The organism is Pelosinus fermentans DSM 17108, assembly GCF_000271485.2.
Classification (GTDB): Bacteria; Bacillota; Negativicutes; order DSM-13327; family DSM-13327; genus Pelosinus; species Pelosinus fermentans.
In genome coordinates this window covers 2843780-2869446 of sequence record NZ_AKVN02000001.1, presented here as the reverse complement: position 1 = coordinate 2869446, position 25667 = coordinate 2843780, and the positions used below count along the sequence as shown (strand labels likewise).

Sequence of the window (25667 nt, the reverse complement as noted above, 5' to 3'; positions counted from 1 at the left end):
ATCGGAATCATGAAAAAGATAGGAGTGCTGACCAGCGGCGGAGATGCCCCAGGTATGAATGCAGCCATTCGAGCCATAGTAAGAACCGGAATTTATCATGATCTCAAAGTCTTTGGAATCCAAAGAGGTTATACAGGCCTTTTACATGGTGAAATAAAAGAAATGCATATAGCATCGGTTGGTGATATCATTCACCGAGGCGGAACGATTCTTAAAACTTCCAGATGTGAAGAAATGAAAACAGAAGCTGGTATCAATAAAGCAATCGGGATATTAGAGAAAAATGAAATTGATGGTCTCATCGTAATCGGTGGAGATGGTTCTTTTCAGGGAGTCAATCAACTTGGTCGTGGCAATATCAAGGTAATGGGAATTCCCGGTACCATTGATAACGATTTAGCATACACCGATTATACAATTGGTTTCGATACAGCAGTTAATACAGTGCTCGATTCCATCAGCAAAATTAGAGATACATCCATGTCTCATGAGAAAGTAACCATTATTGAAGTGATGGGAAGGCACTGCGGGGATATCGCTCTTTACGCAGGTCTTGCCGGAGGGGCGGAAAGTATCTTAGTTCCAGAAGAACAATATGAAGTGAAGAAAATTTGTGAGAAAATGCTGCAAGGCAGGAAGCGCGGGAAAGCTCATAATATTATTATGTTGGCTGAAGGCAGAGGATCTGCGGCAGAGTTACAAAAAGAAATATTGAATACTACTGGTATTGAATCAAGAGTTACGGTACTCGGTTATCTTCAGCGAGGCGGAGTGCCCACCGCTGTTGATCGAATACTAGCAAGCCGAATGGGAGCTATGGCTGTTAATCTATTGATTGAGGGGAAATCCAATCGTGCCATTGGTATAAAAGACAATCACTTGATCAATATAGATATTATGGAAGCGCTTATGAAAAGAAAAATATTTGATCAGGAAATGTACAATTTATCTCAAATATTGTCAATTTAACAGGACAGTAAGGATAAGGTGAGAAGATGAAAAAAATCGAAGTAATAAGCGGCGAAAATATCCAATCAGCACTAGGCAGTTCAAAGCGCCAATACCTGGTAGGTGAATTAGCCTTGCCTCAAGAACTGGAATATTTACGAGATCCGCATGTGGAAGCCGGCATTACAGAATATACAGAATATACCATTGAAAAACCGCACTATCATACAACAACAACCGAGTATATCTACGTATTAGCAGGGGAAAGCAAGTATATCAACGTAAAGACGCAAGAAGAAACCTTCGTTAAACAAGGAGACTTTTATTTAATTCATCAAGGAATTACCTATGCACAAAAGTCAAAAGCGGGGCTTAAATTATTGTTTTTTAAATATCCTTCGGGTAATGATAAAGTTACCGTTGAGGATGATGGAAGCTTAGATGATTGGTATAGCAGCTTTTAAAGAAGGTACCATTTGCAATCAAAAACCGAACGTCCTGCAAGAACTCAACAGAGAACTTGCAGGACGTTCGGTTTTTGGCATTCCTGATAGAAATATATTATTTTTCGTAGTTTGCAATTAAACGGCTAGCATATGACAAGGGATAGGTACTGCTTTGCCCAGGAGGGGCTAAGTACTCCTGCTGCTGTAATGCGCGTAAACCTTGATCACTAATTTCAACAACATCTGTTTTTTGTTGTGCAGTTTTTGAGCCGAAATTACGTTTGCTATAGCTGCTGTTTTTTTGCATATCAGTCATTTGATTTTGGCGAGAGATTTGAAGATCGGCAGCATCTATTCTTCGTATGGGAGATATTTTAATGATGGGCTGCATTTATGATAAACTCCTTTCTTTTGGAATTTACTTGAAATACTATCTTTAGAATAGTATATAAATGTGACAAAATAATGACGATTGGCAATCATTGGAGATGGGGCAAGCGGTCTTCCTATGCATTCAGAGACTACGGATCGTTATCAGGTTCATTCGGATCCAGCGGTTTAGCTGCTGCGAATACACTCTCCTGCCACATTTGATAGATATAAACGAGAATTAATTGTACCAGTGTCGTTGTAAATGCTCCGATTCCAGCAAGAGCATTTTCGTCAATCCACACGAATATTCCTCGGCGGTGCAGCAAAGGCTGTACGAAAAGGATCAGTACTAAGCTGCCGATAATCTGAGCAACTGCATATAACCAAAACCGTCCATAGGTATATTTGAGAATCCACATCGAGCCAATTGGTAATGCACCATACACAAAACTTATTATTTCGTTAAGGGGATAAATGTTTTCACGGGTTTCCCATATCTTCCAGGTAACGCCTACGTCAACGATGATCGTATTTGTTACCATTACAAACAAGGCTGCCGGCATCCACCTTTTAATGTCCTCTCTGGGCATGAAGAAAAGAGTTAACCAAGGCAGAATTAACATAGACCATACTATCACTTGATTGCTCAAAAACTAGCCCTCCCATCATCCACATACACCTAGTATCTCTTCAGTGGGAATTCCTTATTCAGGAAATAGTAGCTCACGCGCGATTGTTTTACTCCATAGCACATTTTTATATTGCTAGGCATAATTTGGCAGGGGTTTGCTAAAATACTCGCGAATTCAATATATGGACAAAATTAGGTTATACTAGATGATAACTGGCTTACATACCAGCATAGGTTGGGAGGCGCAAAATTGACAAATGAAGTAAATAAAAAATCACCTCACTCAGAAACCTCAGTTTCTTTTTTTGCGTGCAAGAAAGGGGTAGATACTGTTAAGTCCCGACCCTCGAAAATTTTTAAAATTACGATATTAGGAGATGGTCATCATGATAAAAAAATATTTATTAGGTATTACTTTTTTACTTGTCACCTTTTTTTCAATAAACTGCGTATCAAGTCAGCAGGCCCCATATCAAATTACTTCCCAGCCGCTCATTGCTAAAGATGGGGCGATTATAGGAGCAGAAGAAAGAGAAATGATTCGAGCATTGGTACCTTTCTTTACTGCTATAACCAATAAAGATGTTAAGGCGATTAAAGAACTCAACCCAGGTTTGCGGCATTTGTCTGATGAGCAATTACTGGCCAATTTTGTCTCCGTGAAAAGCTACACGCTGCAAGGATTGGAAAATGTGTCTTATGATGATGAAAAACTCAGAGCGGTAGTATTGTATTCGGCAGAATTGATAAAGCCTGGGACGATAGGAAGGAACATTGCTCCTTATCAATCTAATATTGGATTAGAACGGGAAGGAGAAACATGGGTTATAAGTGAATGGAGACAGATCAAAGGAGAAGGTAGTGATATGAATTATTTTATTGACATCCTTTCACGATTTGACAAAGCGGAAAAACGTTATGGCGTAAAAGACCTATCCAAATGGGATGGGTTATAATGAAGAAATTATAAAAGTAGATATGCGATTTCCTGAAAATGCAGTGCATAAGAAGTTCGCCCTAGGTCAATAACTAATCATGCGGTAACTGGCAGCATAGCACAGCAAGGGAGGTTTGAAGCATGAGAGAAAAATTGATTTCTGGCATGTTTTCCACTGTGTCCGAAGCTGAATTGATGATGTTACTGGCTGCTGAGTCAGGGGCCGAGGATGCGCCAGCTGAGCAGCAGGAAATCAATCTTCAAAATGGAGCTGCAAATGAGGAAATGGACAACCATACAACTAGTAGCTGACCTTTTACCGCCGGAGCTCTGTTTGCAGGATGACTGTTTTTCACCGCAATTGCAGCGTTGACTTTCTAGCATACTGCGCCAGTTCACCGCAAAAAAAGAGAGAGCGTTCCTGGTCATTTTGACAAGGGCGTTCTCTCCTTTTTATGGGTGCCGATAACGCTGTCACTACTATAAGGCATTGTAGTTTTTGGCTAAAGAATAGAAAACAAGGAAAAACAGTGAGCAAAGGTGAACTAGAAAATAAAACTGGCATCGGAGGGGCGGCATGAAAGTATTTGTATGGCGGCATAATCGAAAATTTCATAGTTGGAGTATGATCAACGAACCTAATGTGCATCAAGACTTCTATACGGATGCAATTGCGGTTGTAGTGGCAGCAACCATAGATGAGGCATTGGCCGAACTTGCTAAAGAACAGGGATGGGTACCAGAAGAATTGAAACGGCTTGAACCCCAGGTATATGAGTTAGAAAAGCCAAAAGTGCTGCTGCAAATGGTATGTGGCAGCTAATGAATGATTTTTTTGAGTATCTTCTCTTTTACTTTGACATAGTAGTGAATATGAATTAACCAATTTAAAAAGGAGGCGACATATGGTAAAGTACGTACTATTTGACTTTGATGGTACTTTGGTAGATTCACTGAATATCGTTATCGAAGTGTATAATCAGCTTGCAGGCAAGTATGAAGCAAAGAAGATAGAGCATAAGGATATTGCACATATAAAAGGGTTATCTATTACGGAAAAAGCTAAATTTCTTGATTTTAAAATATACAAATTTCCACTTTTAGCGTTGGATATTTACAAACTATATAAACACTCCATAAAGGATCTTTTCTTGTTTGATGGAATTAAGGCATTATTGGAAGAATTAAATGCCTGTGGCTTTCAGCTAGCAATTGTTTCAACAAATTCGGAGCAGAATATAAGAGAATGCCTTGAGCATAATCAGATTGACTTTATTAATGAAATTATTTCTTCTAACAATATGTTTGGCAAGAATGAAGATATTAAAAGATTTATAAAAAAACACAAACTGAAAGATTCTGAAGTGATTTATGTTGGGGACGAGGTTAGAGACATTATTGCGGGCAAAAAAAGTGGTGTTAAGATAATTTGGGTAAGTTGGGGATACGATCAGATTGATAATGCGAAAAAGGAACAGCCAAACTATATCGTTCATAACTCCCATGAAATTTTAAGTATTTCGCAGTCGATCTAGGAGCTTAAAAGAAATATGATAAATTGCCCCGGCAGACATTCCAATTGTTGAGAAATGGAAGAGTTGTAATAAAAGAGTTGAATTTTAACCCCCAGGCTTGACATTAAAAAAAATTAGTACTACACTTATAAATAATAACATTATTATCTATAAGTATTGTTATTTACAAGGGAAGGCAATGAGTAATTGGATTTTGATTATAATCTTTATATCATCAATCATTATGGTCCTTATTACATAGTAGCTTGTTGTTTTCTTATCTATTCGAGGAGGCTATCATATGAATCAAGACAAAACATTAACATGCAAGGATTGTGGCGTTGAATTTATTTTTTCAGCATCAGAACAAGATTTTTATGCCGAAAAAGGATTCACTAACGAACCAGGAAGATGTCCTGAATGCAGAACTGCCCGTAAACAAGCCAATAACGGAGGCCGCGGCAATAACTATCAACAGCGTGAAATGCATGAGGCTGTTTGTGCAGAGTGTGGTATCACCACTCAAGTACCTTTTCGCCCAAGCGGAGATCGTCCAGTGTACTGCAGAGACTGTTTTAGCAAAATCAACCATAGATAACAAAATAATCGACGATTATATGTAATCTGATTGAACTGTCTACCTTATGGTAGGCAGTTTTTTTATTTTGATGAAAAACATAACACTCCTAAAAACAAGGAAAATCAATGAAAGAAGTTGAAATGTAAGATATATGGGTTTGTATAAAAACGGAAAAACGATTTAGATTATTTAAGTCCAGAACTGGAAAGCTGGAGGTGAATTTTAGTTGCAGGAATTAATAAATGTAAGAGTGCATGACTATTATTGGGACGAAGATCTTAGTTGTGCAGTGACAACATTAAAAATTTTATCTGAATTGTTTTATCCTACTCTACATCCGCAGGTCATAGAAGCCGCATTTGGATTGAATGCTGGCAGATTCGGCTCTCAGTGCGGTTTAGTTGAGGGAGCATTACTGTTTATCGGAAGCTACGGGAGCTATAGAAATATAAATAAAGAAAACATCTCAGCCATATGTCATGAATTTTGTCGTAAGTTTCAAGCGCGATTCGGCAGTCTATTATGTAATGAACTACGAACCCAAGGGTTCAGCCCAGATAACCCTCCACACCTTTGCGAAAATATCACTAAACAGGCTGTTGCTTTTTCTGCGCAATTCATAGTAGAAAAACTGAATGTAGGTATAATATAGCGATGTGAGGTGTAGTAATGAAAACTGTTGATCGCATCTTAGCCACGTCAGACTTACATGGGCAAAACAAGAGATTCTTAGATTTATTAGGAAAAACAAAATACAATTCGGAGCAAGATCTACTTATTGTGTGTGGGGACCTAATTGACCGGGGAAATGAAAATTTAGATTGTCTTGCAACTTGTGAAGCTTTGCAGAAGAAGGGGGCAATAGTACTCAAAGGCAATCATGAGCAGTTTTTAGAAAAAAGTCTCATCGAAATGCTGACCACTGACACTTGGCGAGAACGTCCATCCAACGATTTATATTATTGGATACATCATAATGGCGGCAGAGAAATGTATGAGGAAATCAAGAGGATGTCTTATTCATCTTGTCTTTAAGCAAATTTTCCTCTAAGGCGTAATGTTAATGGAAGAGTCAGAAGAACAACGAAAGCAATCAGTATCACAGCGATCTTTATCCCAACGATATCACTTGCTAATCCGTAAAGAAAAGGAGATATCGCTCCTGAACCAATGGTTGCTGTATAAAAAATAGCAAATGCCTGCTTGCATTGTTCATCAGAAACCAATTCCGGAACACTGCCGTACAATACCGATGAAGTACCATTTAATGCAACGCCCAGAAGAGGTGAAAGCAGAAGGACAGGCTCTAAGGGAAGAAACAGTATACCTAAAATACACAAGGTTGTAATCATCTCCGTGGTCACTACCGTTCGCAATATACCAAATTTCGTAGCCAATTTTCCACATATATATTTACCAGCTGCACCTCCTGCAAACACAAGAGACAATGCGAAACCAACCAAACTAACCTGTGCACCTTTTTCTTGCAATAAAAATGGAAAGAAAGTAAGAAATCCCATCCGAGTTGCACTATCAATCACTCCGATCATCGACAAAGACCAAAAGGACTGATTTCCCTTCCAAGCAAAACAGCCAAGTGCTGCTGTCTCTGGTTTTTCCTCATTCGTTGAAGAGGGCTGCCCCATGTTTTTAGTCATTAGAAAAATGACAACTACACTCATCATACCAAGCATGCCTAAGAAGCGGCTTGCAGTCATCCAGTTATATTGGGCAATTAGCAGGGCGGTCATGGCCGGTAATAGTAATTTACCAAAGTCTCCAGCCACGTTAAACGTACTAAGAGCGGTTCTGCGTTCAGTTTTATCAGGATATGCACTCGATATTAAGGAAGACGATAAGGGATGCTGAGTGCTTGAGCCTAAACCGCCAATTACTAATAAACAACCAACAACCATTGGTGCTGCTGCCCAGCCGAGCAGGAAAATGGCAGCACTGGTGAGAAGCGTTCCAAGGAGCAGCAATTTAACTTCGCCCATACGGGAAGCGAGAAAACCTGCTGGTACTTGAAATCCTGCCAAGGAGCCAGAAAACAATGTTTTTAGAAGACCAATTTCAGCAAAAGTTAAGGAGAACTGAACTTGCCAGATTGGGAAAAAAATGTATAGCATGTCGCTTAATCCATCATGTACCAGATGAGCGAGACATCCTGCAAATAAGATATTCTTACCCTTTGTCATTACTTTACTGTCACAACTTTTATTCATTCGTTTTTTACCTTTCCTCTATGCACCCATGCTACATAGATGATACATACTCTGATAAACCACCATTAATATTGGCATGCTCGGCAATTGCCATTAATAACGTACGCATTGCCAACGTAAAGGTCTTATCTTTATGAAATATTACCGAAAAATCAATCTCTAACTTTGGTGCATCACAAAATTCATGAAGGGTCCCATCTTCTATATGAGATCGAACCAGCACTTCTGGCAGTACACCAATACCTAGCCCATTCAAAACAGCCTGTCTGACTGCCTCAGAATCGCTATATTCTAAAATAGGTATGACTGCATTTTGCCGTAAGTATGGATTATATTTTTCCCGATAGACACTGCCTTGTTTTAAGGCAATAAAAGGTTGCTGCCGCAGAGTATCGCCATATGTATCTAGAAGACTCGCATGAGTAACCCATAACAATTTCTCGGCTACAACATTAAACTGCAGAATTCTGCTGTTCGAGATCTTGTCATGAACCAGAGCTAAATCAAAGCTATTATCTAAGATACCTTTAACGGTAATCGGTATATTGAAACAATGTTCAATACTAACTGATACATTGGGAACCCGCTCTTGGAACTCTCGCAAGATGGGTGATAGTGTATGCGCTGCCACAGCAGTACCAAGACCTACCTTAATCGTTCTGTCATGGGAAAATTCCTGTACTGTTGCTCGCGCTTCTCCATACAATAACAATAGCTTCTCTGCATAAGCAATAAGACGTAAACCTGCTTCTGTTATATATAGTTTTTTACCGACCCTTTCAAACAAGAGTACCTCGAAATGTTCTTCCAGTGCTCGTATTTGAGCTGTTACCGTTGGCTGACTAAAATTGAGCTGTTCTGCCGCTTGTGTTACATTGCCTATTTTTGCAACTAAGAGAAAAGTTTGTAATAACCGTATATCCATCCAATTGCCACATCCCCGATTTTCACTTTGTACTTATTGTAGTATAATAGTTGCTTCCTGACAATTGATCACCTGTCTGGCCTTTTCTCTTTCTTAATGATACCCTTCTCTTACTCAAAAGAGAAATTGAATATATCTATTGCATCAATAGGCTTTTTTAATTAGATATGCAGTAAACAGGACTGGAGAATAATTGTATGCTTTATTCTCCAGTCCCGTCTTATAGAATTAAGTTCTTTTTGCAGATCGCGTAACATATTTTTATCGTTAATTAAATAACCATTTTGACGTGTCAGGAAGGATCAATCTATCTGAAGAAGAAATTCGCCGCAAAATATTGTGATGTACAAAAGGAAGCGAACCTCATGAAATCGCAGCTTGGCCCAAAACAGAGCGTGATGCTTTACTTAGGCAATTGAAAGAAAAAGAAGGACTATTCATTCGCCAAATTGAGCGAGCCACCGGAATATCTCGTGGTGTGATAGCAAGAAGTTGACAAAAAAAGAACGTCCCTGTATGTCCTGATTTGTATGGTATGAATTTGGAAAGTTAGGGACGTTTCTTTAGTACCATAAAAGGAACGCAGCAAGGAAAATGCTGTGAAAGTGCAAAGTGTTTTGGCTGCGACCGAAGAGCAGTCGGCATCGATGCAGGAAATTGCTTCTTCAAGTCAAGAGTTGGCTGAGGTTTCGGCCGGACTACAATTGGCAGTGGTAGCAGCAGTGATCATTTGCATCAAAATGCACGTTTCGTTTTACTCCAGCGCTGTTGGCAGATGGTCAATAGTGATACAACTATAGGAAAAAATGCAAACCAACCTGCAAATAAATATATACTTCCTGATAGAATTGCGCTGATCCAGGCTGAGATCTTGCCAAGCTTATTGGGAAGGGTACGAGCCACAGCTACCATTCCAAGCATATATACAACAAGAAAGTTGACGCAAGGAATACTAATTAATGATTCTAGATTCCAAGAAAGTTCATAACTAAATAAAAGAATGACGAAGTAAATTGGCACGAAGGCAAGTAATGCGATGTGGGGAGTTTGGAAGCGTGGATGTAGTTGGCCCCAATATTGGGGGAAATGGCCATCTCGCGTTTGTGCATATACAAGGCGGGAAAAACCAGCGATAAAAGTATGAACAGGACAATAACACACAACAAACCCCAATAGTGCTACCAGTGTACCTGCCATATCACCCCAGCGATATGCTACCAATGTTACCATTGCTGTAACAGGATTTCCAGAATGGTAGACATCTGTTCCTATAGTGACGAGGGCAACAGCGAAGTATAATAGATTAGTCAATAATACGGCTACTCCCAAACTCAGAGGGATATCCCGTACTGGGTTCTTGAACTCTTCAGCCAAATTTCCAATCATTTCCCAACCCATGAAAGCAAAGAACAAAAGAGTCATTGCTTCACCTACAGGAAACCAACCATGTGGTAGAAAAGGTGTAAACGCTGATATCTGTACGTGGGGAACAGCAGACCAAACAGCAAATGTGAGAATGAAAAGAATGGCAGAAACTACAAAAACTTGTGTATGACCAGAAAGATCAATACCCCTATAATTAAGTGTAATGGCAATCAGTAGAAGCCCCGCAGCTGCCAAATGTATACCAGATGACGTCCAAGCAAAAATACTACCAAGGTAATGTGCGCCTACCAATGCTGTCACTGGCATACCAAATGGCATAGCCGTTAACATGTAGTCTTGAATCTATTAAGCAGTGTATAAAAAACGGCCTAGGCGTATCCCTTCTACCTAAAATTGTTGTAGAAGAAGAAATAAAACGTGGTGAAATCATTAGCCTTGCTTGGAAGGGGCAGGACATTCCAATTCAAGCTCAGGTGCTTTTTCATCGTGACAAGTGGTTATCACCTCCTTTAGCAGCTCTGGAAAGATTAATATTGGCTAAAATCGGAGAGAAAAAGGATAGATAGAATCAGCAGAACAAAGGGGTGTGGAAAATAATTCTTCAATTGGTTACTTCGGAACCTTTAGTAAGTCAAGGATTATCGATTATGGAAAGGTCTAAATTTCTAGATTTTAATTATATAAATTTCCACTTCTAGCATTGGATATTTATAAACGATATAAGCACTCCAGAAAGAACCTTAGTTTGTTTGATGGTATTAAGGAATTGTTGGAGGAATTGAGCAGCTGCGGCTTTCAGCTCGCAATTGTCTCAACCAACTCGGAGCAGAATATAAGAGAATGTCTTCAACATAATCAGATATTTGTTCAAACAATATGTTTGGCAAGAATGAGGATATTAAAAGATTTCTAAAAACTCACAAACTGAAAGAGTCCGAAGTGATTTATGTTGGAGATGAAGCTAGAGACATCATTGCGGGCAAAAAAAGTGGTGTTAACTAATATATCAAAAAAGCTGGTGTTATAATATACAAAAGCACAGCAAAAAAAGCGAGCGCATGCAACGCCCGCTAGGAATGAATTCGTTATTATCGTAAGGTAAACTTATTGTCTTTAGGATGCCAGCCATTTTTGCCGATGAATATTTGATTGGTCGCCATGTCACGACCGTCTTTATTGATATCAAAAGTTAAGGTATCTCCTCCTCTTATTTTGAAATCTAATCCATCAATCCCGCGTCCTGTGAAACGGAAGCGAATCGTGTTACGGTCACGGTCTACTTTAACATAATCACCATTTTCCAGATTTCTCTCATCAATGCCGTAAAAGCGTCCGTCTGTACGAATAACGCCAGAAAATACATGCTGCTTACGAAAGTTAGTTGTTTTCACATGAAACTCGTCATTTCGATCATGCCATACGGACAGGCTGGAGGGATTTTGTGCTGGGCGGCCCTCGGAACGGTCACTCCAAGCAAAAGCGGTTCCTGATAAGGTGACAAGGAAGCAGGTGAGTAGTGCTAAGCAAGATACTTTTTTCATATGTAACATCTCCTCAATCTCAGTCTGATATTACTATATTACAAAACTTTGACAAAAATATGACAAGGGAAAGAGAAAAGCCGCTCATAATCTATCTTATTTATAGATTATGAGCGACTTTTCTGTGGATTTGGCATAGTAGTGAAATAGGGATCAACAACCTGTCCCATGCTTCTTCTATATCATTTTAGGGGCATTGCTCACAATAACATGGTGAGCAGCTAGGGGGGATTTCCTGTACCTTAAAAGCTATTCAATGATTATATCCATTGGTAATTGGATTGTTCTTGTAGCGGTAATGAATCAATCAATGTATTCCAATTGGCACGAGCCGCTTCTAAAAACGTATCATTATTCTCGTTGTAAAAATTCATACTGGCTACTGCATTTGCTATTTTATCGCTAAAGCTATTTGCAGTACTATTACTGCTAATATTATAAAATTTTTCGTAGATTGCATTATGACCTGCATCATCAATAGAATTAGTAATAGTGGGATCGGATCGATACTGTTTCATGCTCTCTCCTAATTGCTTCATCCGTGTATCCCACTGAGCAGATTCTTCTGTAATTGCATAATCAACACTCGTTAGCATTTTATCCTTGATGCTGTCGCTAAAGAAGGAATTTGCGAAGACGCTTACTTCTGCCTTGGCCAGTCCCCAGGTGGCCACCGCAGTCCGATCTGTAACAGTACTGGTTATGCCTTTATGTATCATGTCATAGGCGTTTGAAACTGTTTTTAGCATAAGGCTCATTTCCTGTAATGATAAATCTTCAATATTTGCTGCATCTGTCGGTATTGTTGACTCAGAACTTTGCAGCTGCTCTCTAAAGAATTGCTGCAGTTGCTGTTTATCCTCACTACTAATATCTGTGGAAGTAAATTTACTCCATTCTTCCTGATAGGTTGCCTTCACGGCTTCTATTTTGGAGGTTTCGTTATTAAATAAATCCATTAATTTGTTTCTATAGGTCTCGGCATCAAAATCAATCTGATAGTAATTAAATACATTTTTCAACTCATCAGCAATATTCGAATAATTGTTTTTTGCTTGTTGTAAGCTCTTATCCAGCCGTGTGAAATCTGCTTGTTTTTCAGCAGCATCTGTATAGGTTTGATCAATTTTGTCATGCAGGGCTGTAGCATTAAGGATCATATCATCTATGTTTTGGATAGTAAGTCCACGCTGGTCAATGGAGTTAATATAGTCAGAGTTTATGGTTGCCATATTTGGTCCTTGTGGCAGGTTATTTTTAGCTGTCATATAGAAGAGTTCGTTTCTAACTTGATTGGCACTACGATCCGCATCTGCATTTTCTTTTGCTTCCATCATTTTTTTCTCTAAATTATCTATGGTCGACTGATCTAATCGATAGCTTGGGCCAATGAGATCAACAGCTGCCTTTGTATTAGAACTCGTATTTTGAGAATTATCATTCGTAATGGTGATCGGGTTACCATACGAATTAATCACACTGATACTCATAATAGAATGACCTCCCTGAATATTTACATTATAACGTTATATCGATGATAAAGAACAGGAACTTAAATTGCGAAGGATCAATCGATCGGGAGAAGAAATTTGCTGCAAACATTGCGATGTAAATGGAACGGTTAGGGACGTTCCTTTTTTGTCATAAACATGATAGAATGGAAATGAGGTGGTAAAAATGGCCAGACAAGCGAGGGGACTAAGCGCTACAGGTTTTTATCATATAGTCTTTCGTGGCATAAATCGGCAGCATTTATTTGAGGACGAAATCGATTTTTTATATTTTCTCGAAAGTTTGCGACGATTAAAGACGGAGACGGCATTTGAGTTACATGCATATTGTTTAATGAGCAATCATGTTCATTTATTGATCAAGGAAAGTAAAATGGGTGATATTTCTCTAGTCATGAAACGGCTCTTAACAAAATATGCAATGTATTTTAATCGAAAATATGAAAGAAATGGTGCATTAATTGCCAGTCGATATAAAAGCCAACCAGTTGAAGTCGACGAATACTTTATTCCATTAATACGTTATATACACCAAAACCCTATCAAGGCAGGAATAGTCGGAACGTTGGAGGAATATAGATTTAGCAGTTATCGGGACTATGTGCATGGTGGGACATTGACAGATACAGATTTTTCTTTGGGACTGTTAGGCAAAGATGAATGGCTGCGATTACACCAAGTTAGCGCAAATGACCATTTTGATGTGTCAGGAAAGATCAATCCATCTGAAGAAGAAATTCGTCGCAAAATATTACGATGTACAGAAGGAAGCGAACCCCATGAAATCGCAGCTTGGTCTAAAGCAGAGCGTGATACTTTACTTAGGCAATTAAAAGAAAAAGAAGGATTATCTATTCGTCAAATTGAGCGAGCCACCGGAATATCTCGTGGTGTGATAGCAAGAAGTTGACAAAAAAGGAACGTCCCTTGGTGTCTCCAATAGCAAGAAGTTGACAAAAAAGGAACGTCCCTTGGTGTCTCCAGCGTGTCAGATGTCTATGAGGTAGCTGGACAAGCTGTTAAATGCTTGATATGGTTGAAGAATAAAGGAACTCTAATTAATAAAATTGCTCAGCGAAGAAAGTCTAACAAGTGCAAGTTTCTTAGTGGAGATCATAAAGGCTTTTTGGATTCACTAAAACAGAATAAACCTCTGGTGGGTAGAATTATTATCGTTCAACCTTCTATTAGTAAGACAATCCCGATGCCGGAGAAAATTCAAGAAGTTTTAGGAGCATCAAATCATTATATTAGAAGTTCTGGAAGTGCTGCTCATTTTGAAATATGGGGCAGCTGAAGGACATATATGCTTTTAAAGATACAAAAATACAACGCTTAGAGAAAGGCGTTGTATTTTTTTGTAAGAAAACAAGGAAATTCAATGGACGAAGGTGAATTATAAAATATTCTGGATAATTGTCCCGTAAGGGAAAGTGTTACTGTTACATAGGACGCCTATCCCTTGGGTTTATCGTGTCATAAATAATATACTATCATAAATGAGTTGGGATAACACATGTACTTGTCTTTGTGTGTTACTCTAAGATAGGAGAAACGATGAAAACGGAAGCAGAAACACGAAAAGAACTAATTGATGCAAAACTATATACAGCAGGTTGGGATGTCAATAATTTTACTCAGGTTTCTAAAGAATTTGATATTTCTGTGCCCCTCCCAGAGGGTGTGGCAGAGGCGCGAACTCCTTATGAAGGTCATCAATATAGTGATTATGTTTTATTGGGTAGAGATGCAAAGCCTCTTGCAGTTGTCGAGGCGAAAAAGACTTCTAAAGATCCTGGAATTGGCCGGGAACAGGCAAAACAGTATTGCTATAATATTCAAAAACAACGTGGTGGCAAACTTCCTTTCTGCTTTTATACGAACGGTCTCGAAATTTACTTCTGGGACTTAGAGAATTATCCCCCTCGAAAGATACTAGGTTATCCAACACGAGATGATTTAGAACGGTTTCAATATATTCGAGAACATAGAAAACCTCTGGCTGATGAATTAATAAATACAGAAATTGCGGGTAGGGACTATCAGATACGAGCAATCCGTTCGATTATGGAGGGAATTGAAAGGAAACAACGAAACTTTCTTCTAGTGATGGCCACAGGGACTGGTAAAACAAGAACATGTATTGCCCTTGTGGATGCACTCATGCGTGCAGGCCATGCACAAAGGGTGTTATTTCTAGTGGACAGGATTGCTTTACGGCAGCAGGGGCTAGAAGCTTTCAACGAACACTTACCAAATGAACCCCGATGGCCAAAAGACGGCGAAAAGCTCATTGCAAAAGATCGTCGTATCTATATTTCAACTTACCCCACGATGCTCAATATTATCAGGGAAGAGGAAAACACTCTTTCACCTCACTTCTTTGATCTAATTGTAATTGATGAAAGCCACCGCTCCATATATAATACCTATGGAGAAGTACTTGACTATTTCAAAGCGATTAGCCTCGGACTAACCGCAACGCCGACAGATATCATAGATCACAATACTTTCAAGCTTTTTAATTGCGAAAATGGTCTTCCAACGTTTGCTTACACATATGAAGAAGCGGTGAATAATATACCGCCTTACTTGTGCAATTTTCAGGTAATGAAAATACATACCAAGTTTCAGGATGAGGGCATTAGCAAGCGAACAATCTCTCTGGAAGATCAAAAAAGATTAATTCTTGAAGGAAAAGAGATAGAAGAGATTAATTTTGAAGGCTCCGAACTGGAAAGAACTGTTATCAATAAGGGGACAAATGCGCTCATTGTCAAAGAGTTCATGGAAGAGTCGATTAAAGATACAAATGGTGTATTACCTGGGAAGACGATATTCTTTTGTTTTTCTAAGTCTCATGCCCGGCGGATTGAACAAATATTTGATTCTTTGTACCCTGAATACAACGGTGAACTGGCTAAGGTGCTTATCTCAGAGGATTCAAGGGTCTATGGCAAGGGCGGACTTCTAGATCAGTTTAAAAACAACGATATGCCGCGTATTGCCCTTAGTGTTGATATGTTGGATACAGGTATTGATATTAGAGAACTAGTGAATCTTGTTTTCGCGAAGCCTGTCTATTCTTATACCAAGTTCTGGCAAATGATTGGCCGTGGTACGAGGCTTTTAGAACCACATAAAATAAAACCATGGTGCACGGTTAAAGATAAGTTCCTTATTTTGGATTGTTGGGATAACTTTGCATATTTTAAGCTCAATCCTAAAGGCAAGGAAGCAACAGTTCAAATTCCGCTCCCAGTGCGCTTTATCGGCATACGGCTTGATAAAATAGAAAAGGCAATTGACACGCATAATCACGCCATTGCCGAAAAAGAGATTAGTAAGCTTAGAAAACAGATTCAGGAACTCCCGCAAAACTCGGTGGTGATTCAAGAGTCAGCCACAGAATTGCAAAAACTTGAAGATGATAATTTCTGGACAAGATTGACTCATGATAAGATTGAATTTTTACGTGTTACCATAAAACCGCTTTTTAGAACGGTTTCCCAAACCGATTTTAAGGCCATGCGATTTCAGAAAGATTTGCTTGAAGCGTCCTTGGCGAAGTTGGCAGATAAAAAAGAAAAATTTGAAACCTTAAAGGATAATATTGTCGAGCTGATTGGTGAACTTCCCCTTTCAGTCAATATTGTTGCAAGAGAAGAGTCGATTATTAAGCTTGCTCAAACCAATCACTATTGGGCAAGGGCAACGGATGAAACGTTTGATGAACTTGCCGAAAAGTTATCTACATTAATGAAATATCGTGATGGTGATATTCAATCTTTAGGACCTGCTAAGTTTGACTTTACCGATTTACTGAAAACAAAAGAAATGGTAGAGTTTGGGCCGGAACATTCAGCGGTGAGTGTTTCTAAGTACCGTGAAATGGTAGAAAAGCTCATTACGGAACTTACAGAACGAAACCCGATTTTGCAGAAGATCAAAGAGGGCAAAGAGATTACCGAAGATGAGGCACAGGAACTTGCCGCCATGTTACACGACGAGCATCCTCATATTACGGAGGATTTACTTAAAAATGTGTATAAAAATCGAAAAGCAAAGTTCATTCAGTTCATTAGGCATATCTTGGGCCTAGAAGTATTGGAAAGCTTCCCGGAAACAGTCACTAGAGCATTTGAACAATTTATTCTTAGCCATACCAATCTAAGTTCCCGGCAATTGGATTTTTTGAATCTATTGAAAGAATTTATAATGGAAAAAGAGACTGTGCAAAAGCGCGATTTGATAGAATCACCTTTTACAGTATTGCACCCACAAGGAATCCGTGGCTTGTTTACCCCTGCAGAAATTAACGAAATCTTAGAATTAACAAAAAAGGTGGCAGCATAACTTGTTACAAAATAACGCAGCACTTAAAAGTAAAATTAATCAACTATGGGATAAATTTTGGAGCGGTGGTATTTCCAATCCTCTCACCGCCATTGAACAAATTACCTATCTCCTATTTATGAAGCAACTGGATGATCTTGATCTGAAACGAATAGCGGATGCTGACTTCACAGGTGAAAAGTACACCTCTAAGTTTGATGGAAAGATTAAGCTTTCCGGTACCGAACAAAAAGTAGATAAACAGACTCTTCGTTGGAGTCATTTTAAACAAATGCCAGCCGAAGAAATGCTTTCTCATGTGCAGATGAAAGTATTCCCCTTCCTGAAAATGCTTAATGGAGATGAATCGCCCTTTACTCATCATATGCAGAATGCGGTTTTTATTATCCCTAAGCCTGCCTTGTTGGTAGAAGCCATATCTACCATCGAAGAGATATTTGCGGAGATTGAAAAAGATGCCAACGAAGGCGGACAGGCATTTCAGGACCTTCAAGGGGATGTCTATGAAATGCTTCTCTCCGAAATTGCCTCAGCAGGCAAAAATGGACAGTTTAGAACACCTAGGCATATCATCAAGCTTATTGCAGAACTGGTAGAGCCGAAATTGGGCAACCTGATCGCTGATCCCGCCTGCGGAACGGGCGGCTTTTTATTGGGTGCTTATCAGTATATGGTGACCCAGCTTGATAAAAACAAGAAGAATATTCAGCCCGACGAAGATGGTTTTATTCGCAATTCGGTGAGCGGTCTCTTGAATAAAAAGGTGAGTGATATTCTTAATGACAGCTTGTATGGCTATGATATCGATGTGACCATGGTGCGATTGGGTCTGATGAACTTGATGATGCACGGCGTGGACACTCCCCATATTGATTACAAAGATACTTTGAGTAAAGGCTTTACCGAGTCCAATAAATATCAAATTATTATGGCGAATCCACCCTTTACTGGCAGTATCGACAAAGGGGATATCAATGAAGCTTTCAAACTCGGAACCACCAAAACTGAACTTTTGTTTGTAGAAAATATTTATAATTTGCTTAAAATGGGTGGCACTGCAGGTGTGATTGTGCCCCAGGGCGTTTTATTCGGCAGCGGTAAAGCTTTTGTCGAAGCAAGAAAAATACTTGTTGAGAAATGTGAACTTAAGGCTGTTATTGCTATGCCTAGTGGAGTATTTAAACCGTACGCCGGAGTCAGTACTGCTATTTTAATCTTTACTAAAGGTGGCGAAACGGAGAAGGTCTGGTTTTACGATATGCAAAGCGACGGTTATAGCCTTGACGACAAACGGACAAAACAGGAAGGGTATGGCGATCTACAGGATATTGTAGCGCAGTTTAAAAAGCGGGATCAGAGGAAAGAAAGTGATCGCAAAGAGAAGTTTTTCTTTGTGCTTAAAGGTGAGATTGTTACAGAAAACTATGATCTCTCGATGAGTAAGTATAAAGAGGATGTATTTGAAGAGGTTGTATATGAGAAACCAGATGTGATTCTTGCCAAGCTTAAGACGATGGAGGGTGAGATTAATCAGGAGTTGGCTGAGCTTGAAGGTATGCTAGAATGATGATGAAAAATATAACATTAAGTAATGTTACTGATGAAGCGGGTTTGTTCATTGATGGTGATTGGATTGAAAGTAAAGACCAAGACCCAAACGGAGAAGTTCGTCTCATTCAATTGGCAGATATTGGGGATGGGATATTTTTAAATAAATCACATCGATTTTTAACAAAGAAAAAGGCACTCGAACTTAAGTGTACATTTTTGCAAAAAGGAGATCTATTAATTGCACGAATGCCAGCCCCTCTTGGAAGAACATGTATTTTCCCTGGAGATGAAAGGGAGTGTGTTACGGTTGTCGATATTGGTATATTGAGACCTAATTCAAAAGAAATTTCAAACGAGTATCTAAAATACCTTGTTAATAGTTCTGATTTTCGAAATAAAATAATCTCCTATACGACAGGTACTACGCGTAAGAGAATTTCTAGAAGTAATTTGGATAAAATACACTTTAATTTGCCAGTATATGAGGATCAAATTCGCATTGCTGCCGTTCTTATCCAAGCGGAAAAGCTGATTGTCAAACGCAAAGAGAGCATCAAGGTGTTGGATGAGCTATTGAAAAGTACTTTTCTGGAGATGTTTGGTGACCTCCAAAAAAACAAATCTACAAATGTAGTAAAGACAATCGAAGAAATATGTAAATTTAAGGGTGGAGGTACTCCTAGTAAAGCAAAACCAGAATATTTTACAGGAAATATTCCATGGGTATCGCCAAAAGATATGAAATCACTTTATGTGTGCAGTTCTATCGATAAGATTACTCAAGAAGCAATAATAAATAGTTCTACTAGTCTTATACCAAAGGGCTCTGTTTTGATGGTTGTCAGGAGTGGGATTTTAAAAAATAAACTTCCAGTTGCAATTAATACTGTTGATGTAACCATTAATCAAGATATCAAAGCATTTACTTCTAAAGTTGTTATAGCTTCATATTTGTTATATTTCTTTATTAGCAATGAAAAAATAATGCTCAAGAAGGTAAGAGCAACAACAGCAGATAACTTTAATTTTGACGATATTAAAAAGATGAAAATTATGATTCCTTCGCTCCCACTCCAACATCAATTCGCCGCGATCGTTGAAAAAGCCGAAGTACTCAAAGCAAAATACACCCAAAACCTCACCGAATTGGAAAACCTCTACAGCTCCCTCAGTCAACGGGCATTCAAGGGAGAATTGGATTTGAGTAAGGTTCCGCTGGAAAAATAAAACCAAGTAATAGAACTTTACAATGAAGGAATGGCTGCAGCAACTATGATTAATGAATTATCCGCATCAAAATATAATCAGAAGCCGATTTAGCGATGATAAGGAAGGCACAGCTTATATCCATCAGTGGAATGGTGCTGTGTCTTTTGCTATATATAATCATTAGTAAGTTATAGCGTGTGGATCATTTTGTTGACGTCAACAAAATGATTGAGCTAATTAAAAGCATAGAATGAGTAATTGATGACATCCACCATAAAGAAAAAATTGAAATAAGTGTCGAAATATGAGATACTGCTGTTACGTTTTATATGGTATACTTCAATCACTAACGTGAAAAAGCAGCAAAAATATAGCAATAGCCCAAGCTACTACGGAGGAATCAATCTTGAAAACATTTGCGTTTGTATCAGATTTTGACGGAACATTAACAGAAAAGGATTTTTACCATATCATTATAGATACCTATTTACAGGATTGGGGAAGACCGTTTTATGAAGATTGGAAAAAAACGAAGAAGATTAATGTAGAGTTTCTAAATAAAATATTGGGATCAATAGGAAGAAATGAGGAAGAGATTCTGACTGAAATTCATCGTATACCTTTGGATGAATATGCGGTAGATTTTATTCGTAGAGTACAAGAGGCAGGCGGGGAATTTTATATCTTAAGCGCTGGTACAACGTATTATATTAATCGATTGCTCGCTCATCGACAGATTGAAGGTGTGACGGTTATTTCCATGAACGGAGCATATAAAGATGGGGGCATTGTAGTGACTCCCGATGAAACGAGTCCTTATTTTTCTGAGATTTTTGGTATTAATAAAGCCAAAGTTATAGAAGAATTGAAAAAAGAGTTTGAAACGGTATTTTTTGCCGGAGACAGCGAGCCAGATTTAGGAGCAGCCAAAGAAGCTGACATTGCTTTTGCCAAAAAGGATTTAAAGGAATTACTTAGTAAGGAACAACAAGAATTTGTCCCTTTTGAAAATTTCAAAGAAATTGAGAAGTATCTGGAGGATAGAGGGTGGTTTGCGTAGGATGTATTGTTGCCTTCAGATTCCAAAAAAAATATATTTTCCTCGGACTTGCACAAATTATTATATAAGTAAGACCCATAGACGTAAAATGCTCTTAATCCTTTTGTTCAGGATTAAGAGCATTTTTATGTTTATTTTAGTGTAATCATAAAATTTTTTTTGTGGAAAATTAAGAGCAAGACATATTAAGGTACTTCAACTTTAATGGTGCCATGCTCTTTTTCATATGTAGAAATATGGTTCTTGATGAGCATCTCTAATTCTTTGTTAACGGTTCGAAAATTATTATCTGCAATATATCGAAGTTTTTCTAGACTTTCTTGATTGATACGAAGTGTAAACTTAGGCATCTTTGACGGCACTTCAATCCCTCCATATAGTCATAGTGACAACTTTAATATATAGCAAAATAATTTGTTATGGTTTATTGACGGCTAGGTGACGGCAATGTATAATAAAAAACGAGGTGACTAAAAAGTGACGGCTTAGAGACTGAGAAGGTTCTTTTATAATGGGACAATCTTTTCAACTCAATACATAAAGTCTGCGAGTTTTGAAAGTACGAGCCAATGATATTGCATGAGCAATTTTGCAAGTGAAAGGAGACTAGAAGTAAAAAAATTCCTGTTGCAGTTATCTATAGTATAGCGAAAAGAAAATACTAAATCTATTTTTCTGGAAAATCTTTAAAATGTTTTTTTTAGAATATTAACTATCGCTGGAGGATTGAAAGCAAATGATCATTCACGAATCACTTATCGAACTCCATATGAAGTCTAAAAGCAAAATGGAAATTATCGAAACCCTAGCCCATAAGGCGAAGGAGCTTAGTTGTATCAGTGAAGTAGAAGGCTATCTGAAAGATGTCTTTGCTCTGGATGAATCTTTGCCTATTGCCTTCGGCTATGGCATTGCCATTCCCTACGGCAAAGGTCGCTATGTCCTGACTCCTTTCATCGCTTTTGCCAGAAGTGAGGAAGCATTTACTTGGGATCATCGAGTCGATCATGAAGCGAGACTCATTTTTCTTATTGGCATACCAGAAGAGCAGGATGATGATTTCGATTTTCAAATGTTAACCCATATGAGTGGCGGTCTCACGAATGAGTCCTTTAGGAGGCGGTTCCTGCAGACTTCCGATGCAGCGGAAGTGGTGGAACTATTTAAAGAAATGGGACTGTAGGTCTGATCATAGTTGTATTAAAAAATGGAATGGGGGCGAAAAATGATCATCCATGAATCACTTATCGAATTAAATGTAACGTCGAAGAACAAAGACGAAATCATTAAAACTTTAGCCCGAAAAGCAGGGGAACTTGGTCGTGTCAGTGATGTTGCAGGCTATATGCAGGCAGTTCTTGCGCGGGAAGAGTTATTTTCTACTGCCATCGGCTATGGTATCGCGATTCCTCATGGCAAAAGCAGCTATGTGAAGGAGCCCTTTATCGCTTTTGCCAAAAGCCAAGAAGCCTTTAGCTGGGATAGCAGGACCGATCAGGAAGTCAGACTTATTTTCCTCATTGGCGTACCAGAGGAGAGAGCGAATGATTTGCATTTGAAAATCTTAGCGAATATCAGTAGGGGTCTGATGAATGATTCTTATAGGGAAAGGTTAGTACAGGCTACAAGTGCAGCAGGAATAGTCACAATATTCGGAGAGATGGGGTTATAGGGAGGGGGACGTGACACACCCCGCCTGAAGGCATCCCTCTCAAGAGGGGAATTGGATGGTTCGAATCTAGAAGTGAAAGGGGGAAGTGCTTTGAAAATGATTAGTGTATGTGCATGTCCAACGGGGATTGCCCATACGTATATGGCTCAGGCTGCCTTGGAGAAAGCTGCAATGACTAGGGGGCATGATATCAAGATTGAAACCCAAGGAGCGATGGGAATTGAGAATGAGCTGTCAATGCAGGATGTGGCAGAAGCTAATGTTGTTATTTTTGCCGTGGGTGTGAACGTAGAAGGGGAAGAACGGTTTCATGGTAAGCCAAGCATCATGGTGGAAGTTGGCAAGGCGATTGAGAATCCGGTTGCTGTGATCGAGAAAGCAGAAAAGAAGGGGGAAGAGGTATGAGCGAATTGGTAATGGATGAACTAAAGAAAGTGAAAAACCATCTGATGACAGGGGTTTCCTATATGATTCCATCCGTTGTGGTGGGTGGTATTTGTATTGCCGGAGCGTTAGCAACGGGGACACCGGGAGCCAAAGGTATGGAGGTCACGAGTGTCTTAGCAAATCACATATTGAACATCGGTGTGGCAGGCTTTACCTTGATGATTCCGATTTTGGCGGGCTATATTGCCTATAGCCTTGCGGGGAAGCCGGGAGTTGTCCCCGGAATGATCGGCGGCTATCTGGCAAACCAGCCGATAGCAGACAGTCCGTATAAAGCAGGTTTTCTGGGAGCGATTGTCATGGGGCTATTTGCCGGCTATATCGTGAAATGGATCAAGGGATGGAAGGTTCCTAGTTACTTGCGTCCTGTTATGCCGATTTTTGTGATTCCCATTTTGAGTTCCTTACTCGTCGGTCTTACTTATATTTATTTACTGGGACAACCCATTGCTTCCGTTATGGGCGGAATTACCGATGGATTGAAAAGTATCAGCCAGCAAGGGGCTGTAGTGATTGCTATTATTACTGGTCTTATGATTGCTTTTGATATGGGTGGTCCTGTCAACAAAACTGCCTGCATGTTTGCTTTTGGACTAATGGCAGAAGGGGTGTATACCGTCATGGGACCGATTGGTATTGCCATATGTACGCCTCCCTTAGGGATGGGGCTTGCCACTTTACTAGCGAGAAGGAAATATAGCGAGGAAGAGTTAGAAGCTGGAAAAGCAGCCTTGGCTATGGGGATGATTGGCATTACCGAAGGAGCCATTCCCTTTGCTGCCGCAGATCCCTTGCGAGTGTTGCCTTCTATTATGACCGGATCGGCAGTGGGGGCCGTTATTGGAGCATTAGGTAAGGTAGCAGATCATGCGCCCCATGGTGGTCCGATTGTATTGCCTGTGGTTGATAATCCACTGTTTTATATATTGGGGATTGTTGTCGGGACTGTGGTTACGGCATTGCTGGTGAATTCCTTAAAAGTAGATGTCAGCAAAGAATACGCTAGGCAGGCATGAGGGGATTGCTTCGTACTCGCAATGACTACAAGTGCGTTATAAATGGTGTAATGGAGGAGATTATTACAATGAATAAAATGAATATACGAGAAGTGATTGATAAGATTTTTACCTTGGAAGAGACAGGCTTTCGGACTACCTTGTTAGGCATCGGGCCTATGTCCAGAAATTTGATAGTCGCATCCCTGGAATTAGCAAAGGAAAAGGATTTTCCCATCCTGTTTATCGCCAGTCGCAACCAAGTGGATGCCAAAGAATTGGGTGGAGGTTATGTCTGCAATTGGGATCAGCAAGGATTTAAAGAGGCTATTGAAGAGATTGCTAAAGAGGTGGATTTTACAGGTCTCTACTATTTGTGCAGGGACCATGGTGGACCTTGGCAGCGCGATAATGAGCGCAACAGTCATCTGTCCGAAGCCGCTGCGATGGAATTGGCAAAAAGGTCTTATCTGGAAGATTTAATTCACAATTTTGATCTGCTGCATATTGATCCTACCAAAGATCCTTATGTGATGGGAAAATCCATTGCGATGGATGTTGTAATCAACAGAACCATAGAGCTCATTGCATATGTGGAGAATGAAAGAAAGCTTCGGCAGTTGCCGGAAATCGGTTATGAAGTGGGCACCGAGGAGACGAATGGAGGGCTGACGAGTCAGGAGAATTATGAGTTATTCATCCGACAGCTGACTACCAAGCTGTCTAAGAGAGGACTTCCCAGTCCTGTATTTATCGTGGGACAGACAGGTACATTGACCCGATTGACGAAAAATGTGGGAGAGTTTAGCTATAATAGCTCAAAGCTCTTAGCGGATACTGCTAAAAAATATGAAGTCGGTTTGAAAGAGCATAACGGGGACTATCTGGAGGACTATATTATCCTCGACCATCCTTCTTTGCACATTACCGCTATGAATGTAGCTCCGGAGTTTGGTTATATCGAAACAAAAGCGTACTTGGAACTGGTTCGCTTAGAAGAGAAGGAAGTTGAAAATGGCAGATTGGAGCATCCGTCAAATTTAAAGCGGGTGATGTCGGAAGAAGCTGTGAACAGCGGTCGATGGAAGAAATGGGTGATTGGTGATGACGTACATTTGTCTGTGGAAGCAATTTTAGCAGAGGAAGAATTGACCGAAACCATATGTGAAATTTGCGGTCATTATACCTATGAGAATGAAGAAGTGAAGAGAGAAATCACAACACTGTTTGCAAACATGAAGACATTAGGAATCGATGGGAATCGCTATATACTGGATAAGATCAAAAATTCCATTGATCGATATGTGCAATGCTTTAATTTGCAAGGGTTAACTAGTAAGCTGCTCAACTAAATCTAACAC

General features: G+C 39.4%; 29 protein-coding genes and 1 pseudogene. 22 read left to right on the top strand and 8 right to left on the bottom strand.

Translation table 11 applies throughout. From position 1 onward, the window contains the following. The first annotated feature begins 9 nt into the window (after positions 1 to 9). Entirely contained in the window at positions 10 to 969 is a 960-nt protein-coding gene (pfkA, locus tag FR7_RS13290; RefSeq protein WP_007935116.1) for a 6-phosphofructokinase, read from the top strand. Between the two features lie 26 nt (positions 970 to 995). Then, positions 996 to 1412, top strand: coding sequence for a cupin domain-containing protein (locus FR7_RS13285; protein WP_007935115.1), 417 nt, complete (start codon positions 996 to 998; stop codon positions 1410 to 1412). Positions 1413 to 1509: 97 nt separating this feature from the next. Here the strand turns inward: FR7_RS13285 and FR7_RS13280 are convergent, their stop codons facing one another. Then, a complete protein-coding gene (locus FR7_RS13280) occupies positions 1510 to 1785 on the bottom strand; it encodes a hypothetical protein (RefSeq protein ID WP_007935113.1) in 276 nt (91 codons plus the stop codon). A gap of 130 nt (positions 1786 to 1915) precedes the next feature. Further along, a complete protein-coding gene (locus tag FR7_RS13275; protein ID WP_007935112.1) occupies positions 1916 to 2416 on the bottom strand; it encodes a hypothetical protein in 501 nt (166 codons plus the stop codon). Between the two features lie 367 nt (positions 2417 to 2783). Between FR7_RS13275 and FR7_RS13270 the strand changes: the two genes are divergently transcribed. The 7 genes from FR7_RS13270 to FR7_RS13245 all read left to right on the top strand — a co-directional run bounded on the left by FR7_RS13270 (position 2784) and on the right by FR7_RS13245 (position 6463). Further along, a complete protein-coding gene (locus FR7_RS13270) occupies positions 2784 to 3353 on the top strand; it encodes a hypothetical protein (protein ID WP_007935111.1) in 570 nt (189 codons plus the stop codon). A 122-nt stretch (positions 3354 to 3475) separates the two neighbouring features. Then, complete coding sequence (locus FR7_RS23890) at positions 3476 to 3646, top strand: hypothetical protein (RefSeq protein WP_007935109.1); 171 nt, start codon at positions 3476 to 3478, stop codon at positions 3644 to 3646. 265 nt (positions 3647 to 3911) lie between these two features. Continuing rightward, a complete protein-coding gene (locus FR7_RS13265; RefSeq protein ID WP_007935107.1) occupies positions 3912 to 4157 on the top strand; it encodes a hypothetical protein in 246 nt (81 codons plus the stop codon). A gap of 82 nt (positions 4158 to 4239) precedes the next feature. After that, positions 4240 to 4869 carry an HAD-IA family hydrolase gene (locus tag FR7_RS13260; RefSeq protein ID WP_007935105.1) on the top strand — a complete coding sequence of 210 codons (630 nt, stop codon included), beginning with the start codon at positions 4240 to 4242 and terminating at the stop codon, positions 4867 to 4869. A gap of 280 nt (positions 4870 to 5149) precedes the next feature. Further along, entirely contained in the window at positions 5150 to 5446 is a 297-nt protein-coding gene (locus FR7_RS13255) for a zinc-ribbon domain containing protein (protein WP_007935103.1), read from the top strand. Positions 5447 to 5654: 208 nt separating this feature from the next. Further along, positions 5655 to 6080, top strand: a complete 426-nt coding sequence (locus FR7_RS13250; protein ID WP_007935101.1) for a C-GCAxxG-C-C family protein — start codon at positions 5655 to 5657, stop codon at positions 6078 to 6080. Positions 6081 to 6097: 17 nt separating this feature from the next. Further along, a complete protein-coding gene (locus FR7_RS13245) occupies positions 6098 to 6463 on the top strand; it encodes a metallophosphoesterase (protein ID WP_007935098.1) in 366 nt (121 codons plus the stop codon). Here the strand turns inward: FR7_RS13245 and FR7_RS13240 are convergent. The 3 genes from FR7_RS13240 to FR7_RS13230 all read right to left on the bottom strand — a co-directional run bounded on the left by FR7_RS13240 (position 6460) and on the right by FR7_RS13230 (position 10294). Then, on the bottom strand, positions 6460 to 7653 hold the full coding sequence (locus FR7_RS13240) for an MFS transporter (RefSeq protein ID WP_007935097.1): 1194 nt from the start codon (positions 7651 to 7653) through the stop codon (positions 6460 to 6462). The genes FR7_RS13245 and FR7_RS13240 overlap by 4 nt on opposite strands. A 31-nt stretch (positions 7654 to 7684) precedes the next feature. Beyond that, entirely contained in the window at positions 7685 to 8578 is an 894-nt protein-coding gene (locus FR7_RS13235; protein ID WP_007935095.1) for a LysR family transcriptional regulator, read from the bottom strand. 735 nt (positions 8579 to 9313) lie between these two features. Then, the gene (locus tag FR7_RS13230) at positions 9314 to 10294 is read right to left on the bottom strand and encodes an APC family permease (RefSeq protein ID WP_007951028.1); all 981 of its coding nucleotides are present in this window, start codon (positions 10292 to 10294) and stop codon (positions 9314 to 9316) included. Positions 10295 to 10308: 14 nt separating this feature from the next. On the opposite strand from FR7_RS13230, the gene FR7_RS23250 reads away from it, so the two are divergent. Beyond that, positions 10309 to 10530, top strand: a complete 222-nt coding sequence (locus FR7_RS23250) for a LysR substrate-binding domain-containing protein (RefSeq protein ID WP_338061469.1) — start codon at positions 10309 to 10311, stop codon at positions 10528 to 10530. Positions 10531 to 10664: 134 nt separating this feature from the next. After that, a pseudogene (locus FR7_RS24585) lies at positions 10665 to 10966 on the top strand (HAD-IA family hydrolase). An 86-nt stretch (positions 10967 to 11052) separates the two neighbouring features. Here FR7_RS24585 and FR7_RS13225 read toward each other — a convergent pair. Both FR7_RS13225 and FR7_RS13220 read right to left on the bottom strand, forming a co-directional pair. Further along, positions 11053 to 11505: a hypothetical protein gene (locus FR7_RS13225; protein ID WP_007935085.1), complete on the bottom strand. Its 453-nt coding sequence runs from the start codon at positions 11503 to 11505 to the stop codon at positions 11053 to 11055. A gap of 260 nt (positions 11506 to 11765) precedes the next feature. Next, on the bottom strand, positions 11766 to 12995 hold the full coding sequence (locus FR7_RS13220) for a hypothetical protein (protein ID WP_007935084.1): 1230 nt from the start codon (positions 12993 to 12995) through the stop codon (positions 11766 to 11768). Positions 12996 to 13182: 187 nt separating this feature from the next. Between FR7_RS13220 and FR7_RS13215 the strand changes: the two genes are divergently transcribed. The 6 genes from FR7_RS13215 (at position 13183) to FR7_RS13190 (ending at position 21192) form a co-directional block, all read left to right on the top strand. Continuing rightward, positions 13183 to 13926, top strand: coding sequence for a transposase (locus tag FR7_RS13215; protein ID WP_007935082.1), 744 nt, complete (start codon positions 13183 to 13185; stop codon positions 13924 to 13926). Between the two features lie 75 nt (positions 13927 to 14001). Then, on the top strand, positions 14002 to 14313 hold the full coding sequence (locus FR7_RS13210; protein WP_017531266.1) for a hypothetical protein: 312 nt from the start codon (positions 14002 to 14004) through the stop codon (positions 14311 to 14313). Positions 14314 to 14573: 260 nt separating this feature from the next. Continuing rightward, positions 14574 to 17372 carry a type I restriction endonuclease subunit R gene (locus tag FR7_RS13205; protein WP_007935076.1) on the top strand — a complete coding sequence of 933 codons (2799 nt, stop codon included), beginning with the start codon at positions 14574 to 14576 and terminating at the stop codon, positions 17370 to 17372. A gap of 1 nt (position 17373) precedes the next feature. Next, positions 17374 to 18939, top strand: a complete 1566-nt coding sequence (locus FR7_RS13200) for a type I restriction-modification system subunit M (protein ID WP_007935075.1) — start codon at positions 17374 to 17376, stop codon at positions 18937 to 18939. Further along, complete coding sequence (locus FR7_RS13195) at positions 18936 to 20150, top strand: restriction endonuclease subunit S (RefSeq protein ID WP_007935074.1); 1215 nt, start codon at positions 18936 to 18938, stop codon at positions 20148 to 20150. Before FR7_RS13200 ends, FR7_RS13195 begins: the two co-directional genes overlap by 4 nt. Before the next feature lie 388 nt (positions 20151 to 20538). Next, positions 20539 to 21192 carry an MtnX-like HAD-IB family phosphatase gene (locus tag FR7_RS13190; RefSeq protein WP_007935073.1) on the top strand — a complete coding sequence of 218 codons (654 nt, stop codon included), beginning with the start codon at positions 20539 to 20541 and terminating at the stop codon, positions 21190 to 21192. A 185-nt stretch (positions 21193 to 21377) separates the two neighbouring features. Here the strand turns inward: FR7_RS13190 and FR7_RS13185 are convergent, their stop codons facing one another. Next, positions 21378 to 21554 (bottom strand): Arc family DNA-binding protein, encoded by a 177-nt coding sequence (locus tag FR7_RS13185; protein WP_007935072.1) that lies wholly within the window; start codon positions 21552 to 21554, stop codon positions 21378 to 21380. Positions 21555 to 21928: 374 nt separating this feature from the next. On the opposite strand from FR7_RS13185, the gene FR7_RS13180 reads away from it, so the two are divergent. From FR7_RS13180 to FR7_RS13160, 5 genes are all read left to right on the top strand, one after another. Beyond that, complete coding sequence (locus tag FR7_RS13180) at positions 21929 to 22375, top strand: PTS sugar transporter subunit IIA (protein WP_007935071.1); 447 nt, start codon at positions 21929 to 21931, stop codon at positions 22373 to 22375. A gap of 42 nt (positions 22376 to 22417) precedes the next feature. Next, on the top strand, positions 22418 to 22864 hold the full coding sequence (locus FR7_RS13175) for a PTS sugar transporter subunit IIA (protein WP_007935070.1): 447 nt from the start codon (positions 22418 to 22420) through the stop codon (positions 22862 to 22864). Between the two features lie 96 nt (positions 22865 to 22960). Further along, a complete protein-coding gene (locus tag FR7_RS13170; RefSeq protein WP_216095145.1) occupies positions 22961 to 23269 on the top strand; it encodes a PTS fructose transporter subunit IIB in 309 nt (102 codons plus the stop codon). Beyond that, positions 23266 to 24327 carry a PTS fructose transporter subunit IIC gene (locus tag FR7_RS13165; RefSeq protein WP_007935067.1) on the top strand — a complete coding sequence of 354 codons (1062 nt, stop codon included), beginning with the start codon at positions 23266 to 23268 and terminating at the stop codon, positions 24325 to 24327. Before FR7_RS13170 ends, FR7_RS13165 begins: the two co-directional genes overlap by 4 nt. A 68-nt stretch (positions 24328 to 24395) precedes the next feature. Continuing rightward, complete coding sequence (locus tag FR7_RS13160) at positions 24396 to 25658, top strand: class II D-tagatose-bisphosphate aldolase non-catalytic subunit (RefSeq protein ID WP_007945987.1); 1263 nt, start codon at positions 24396 to 24398, stop codon at positions 25656 to 25658. The last annotated feature ends 9 nt before the right edge of the window (positions 25659 to 25667 follow it).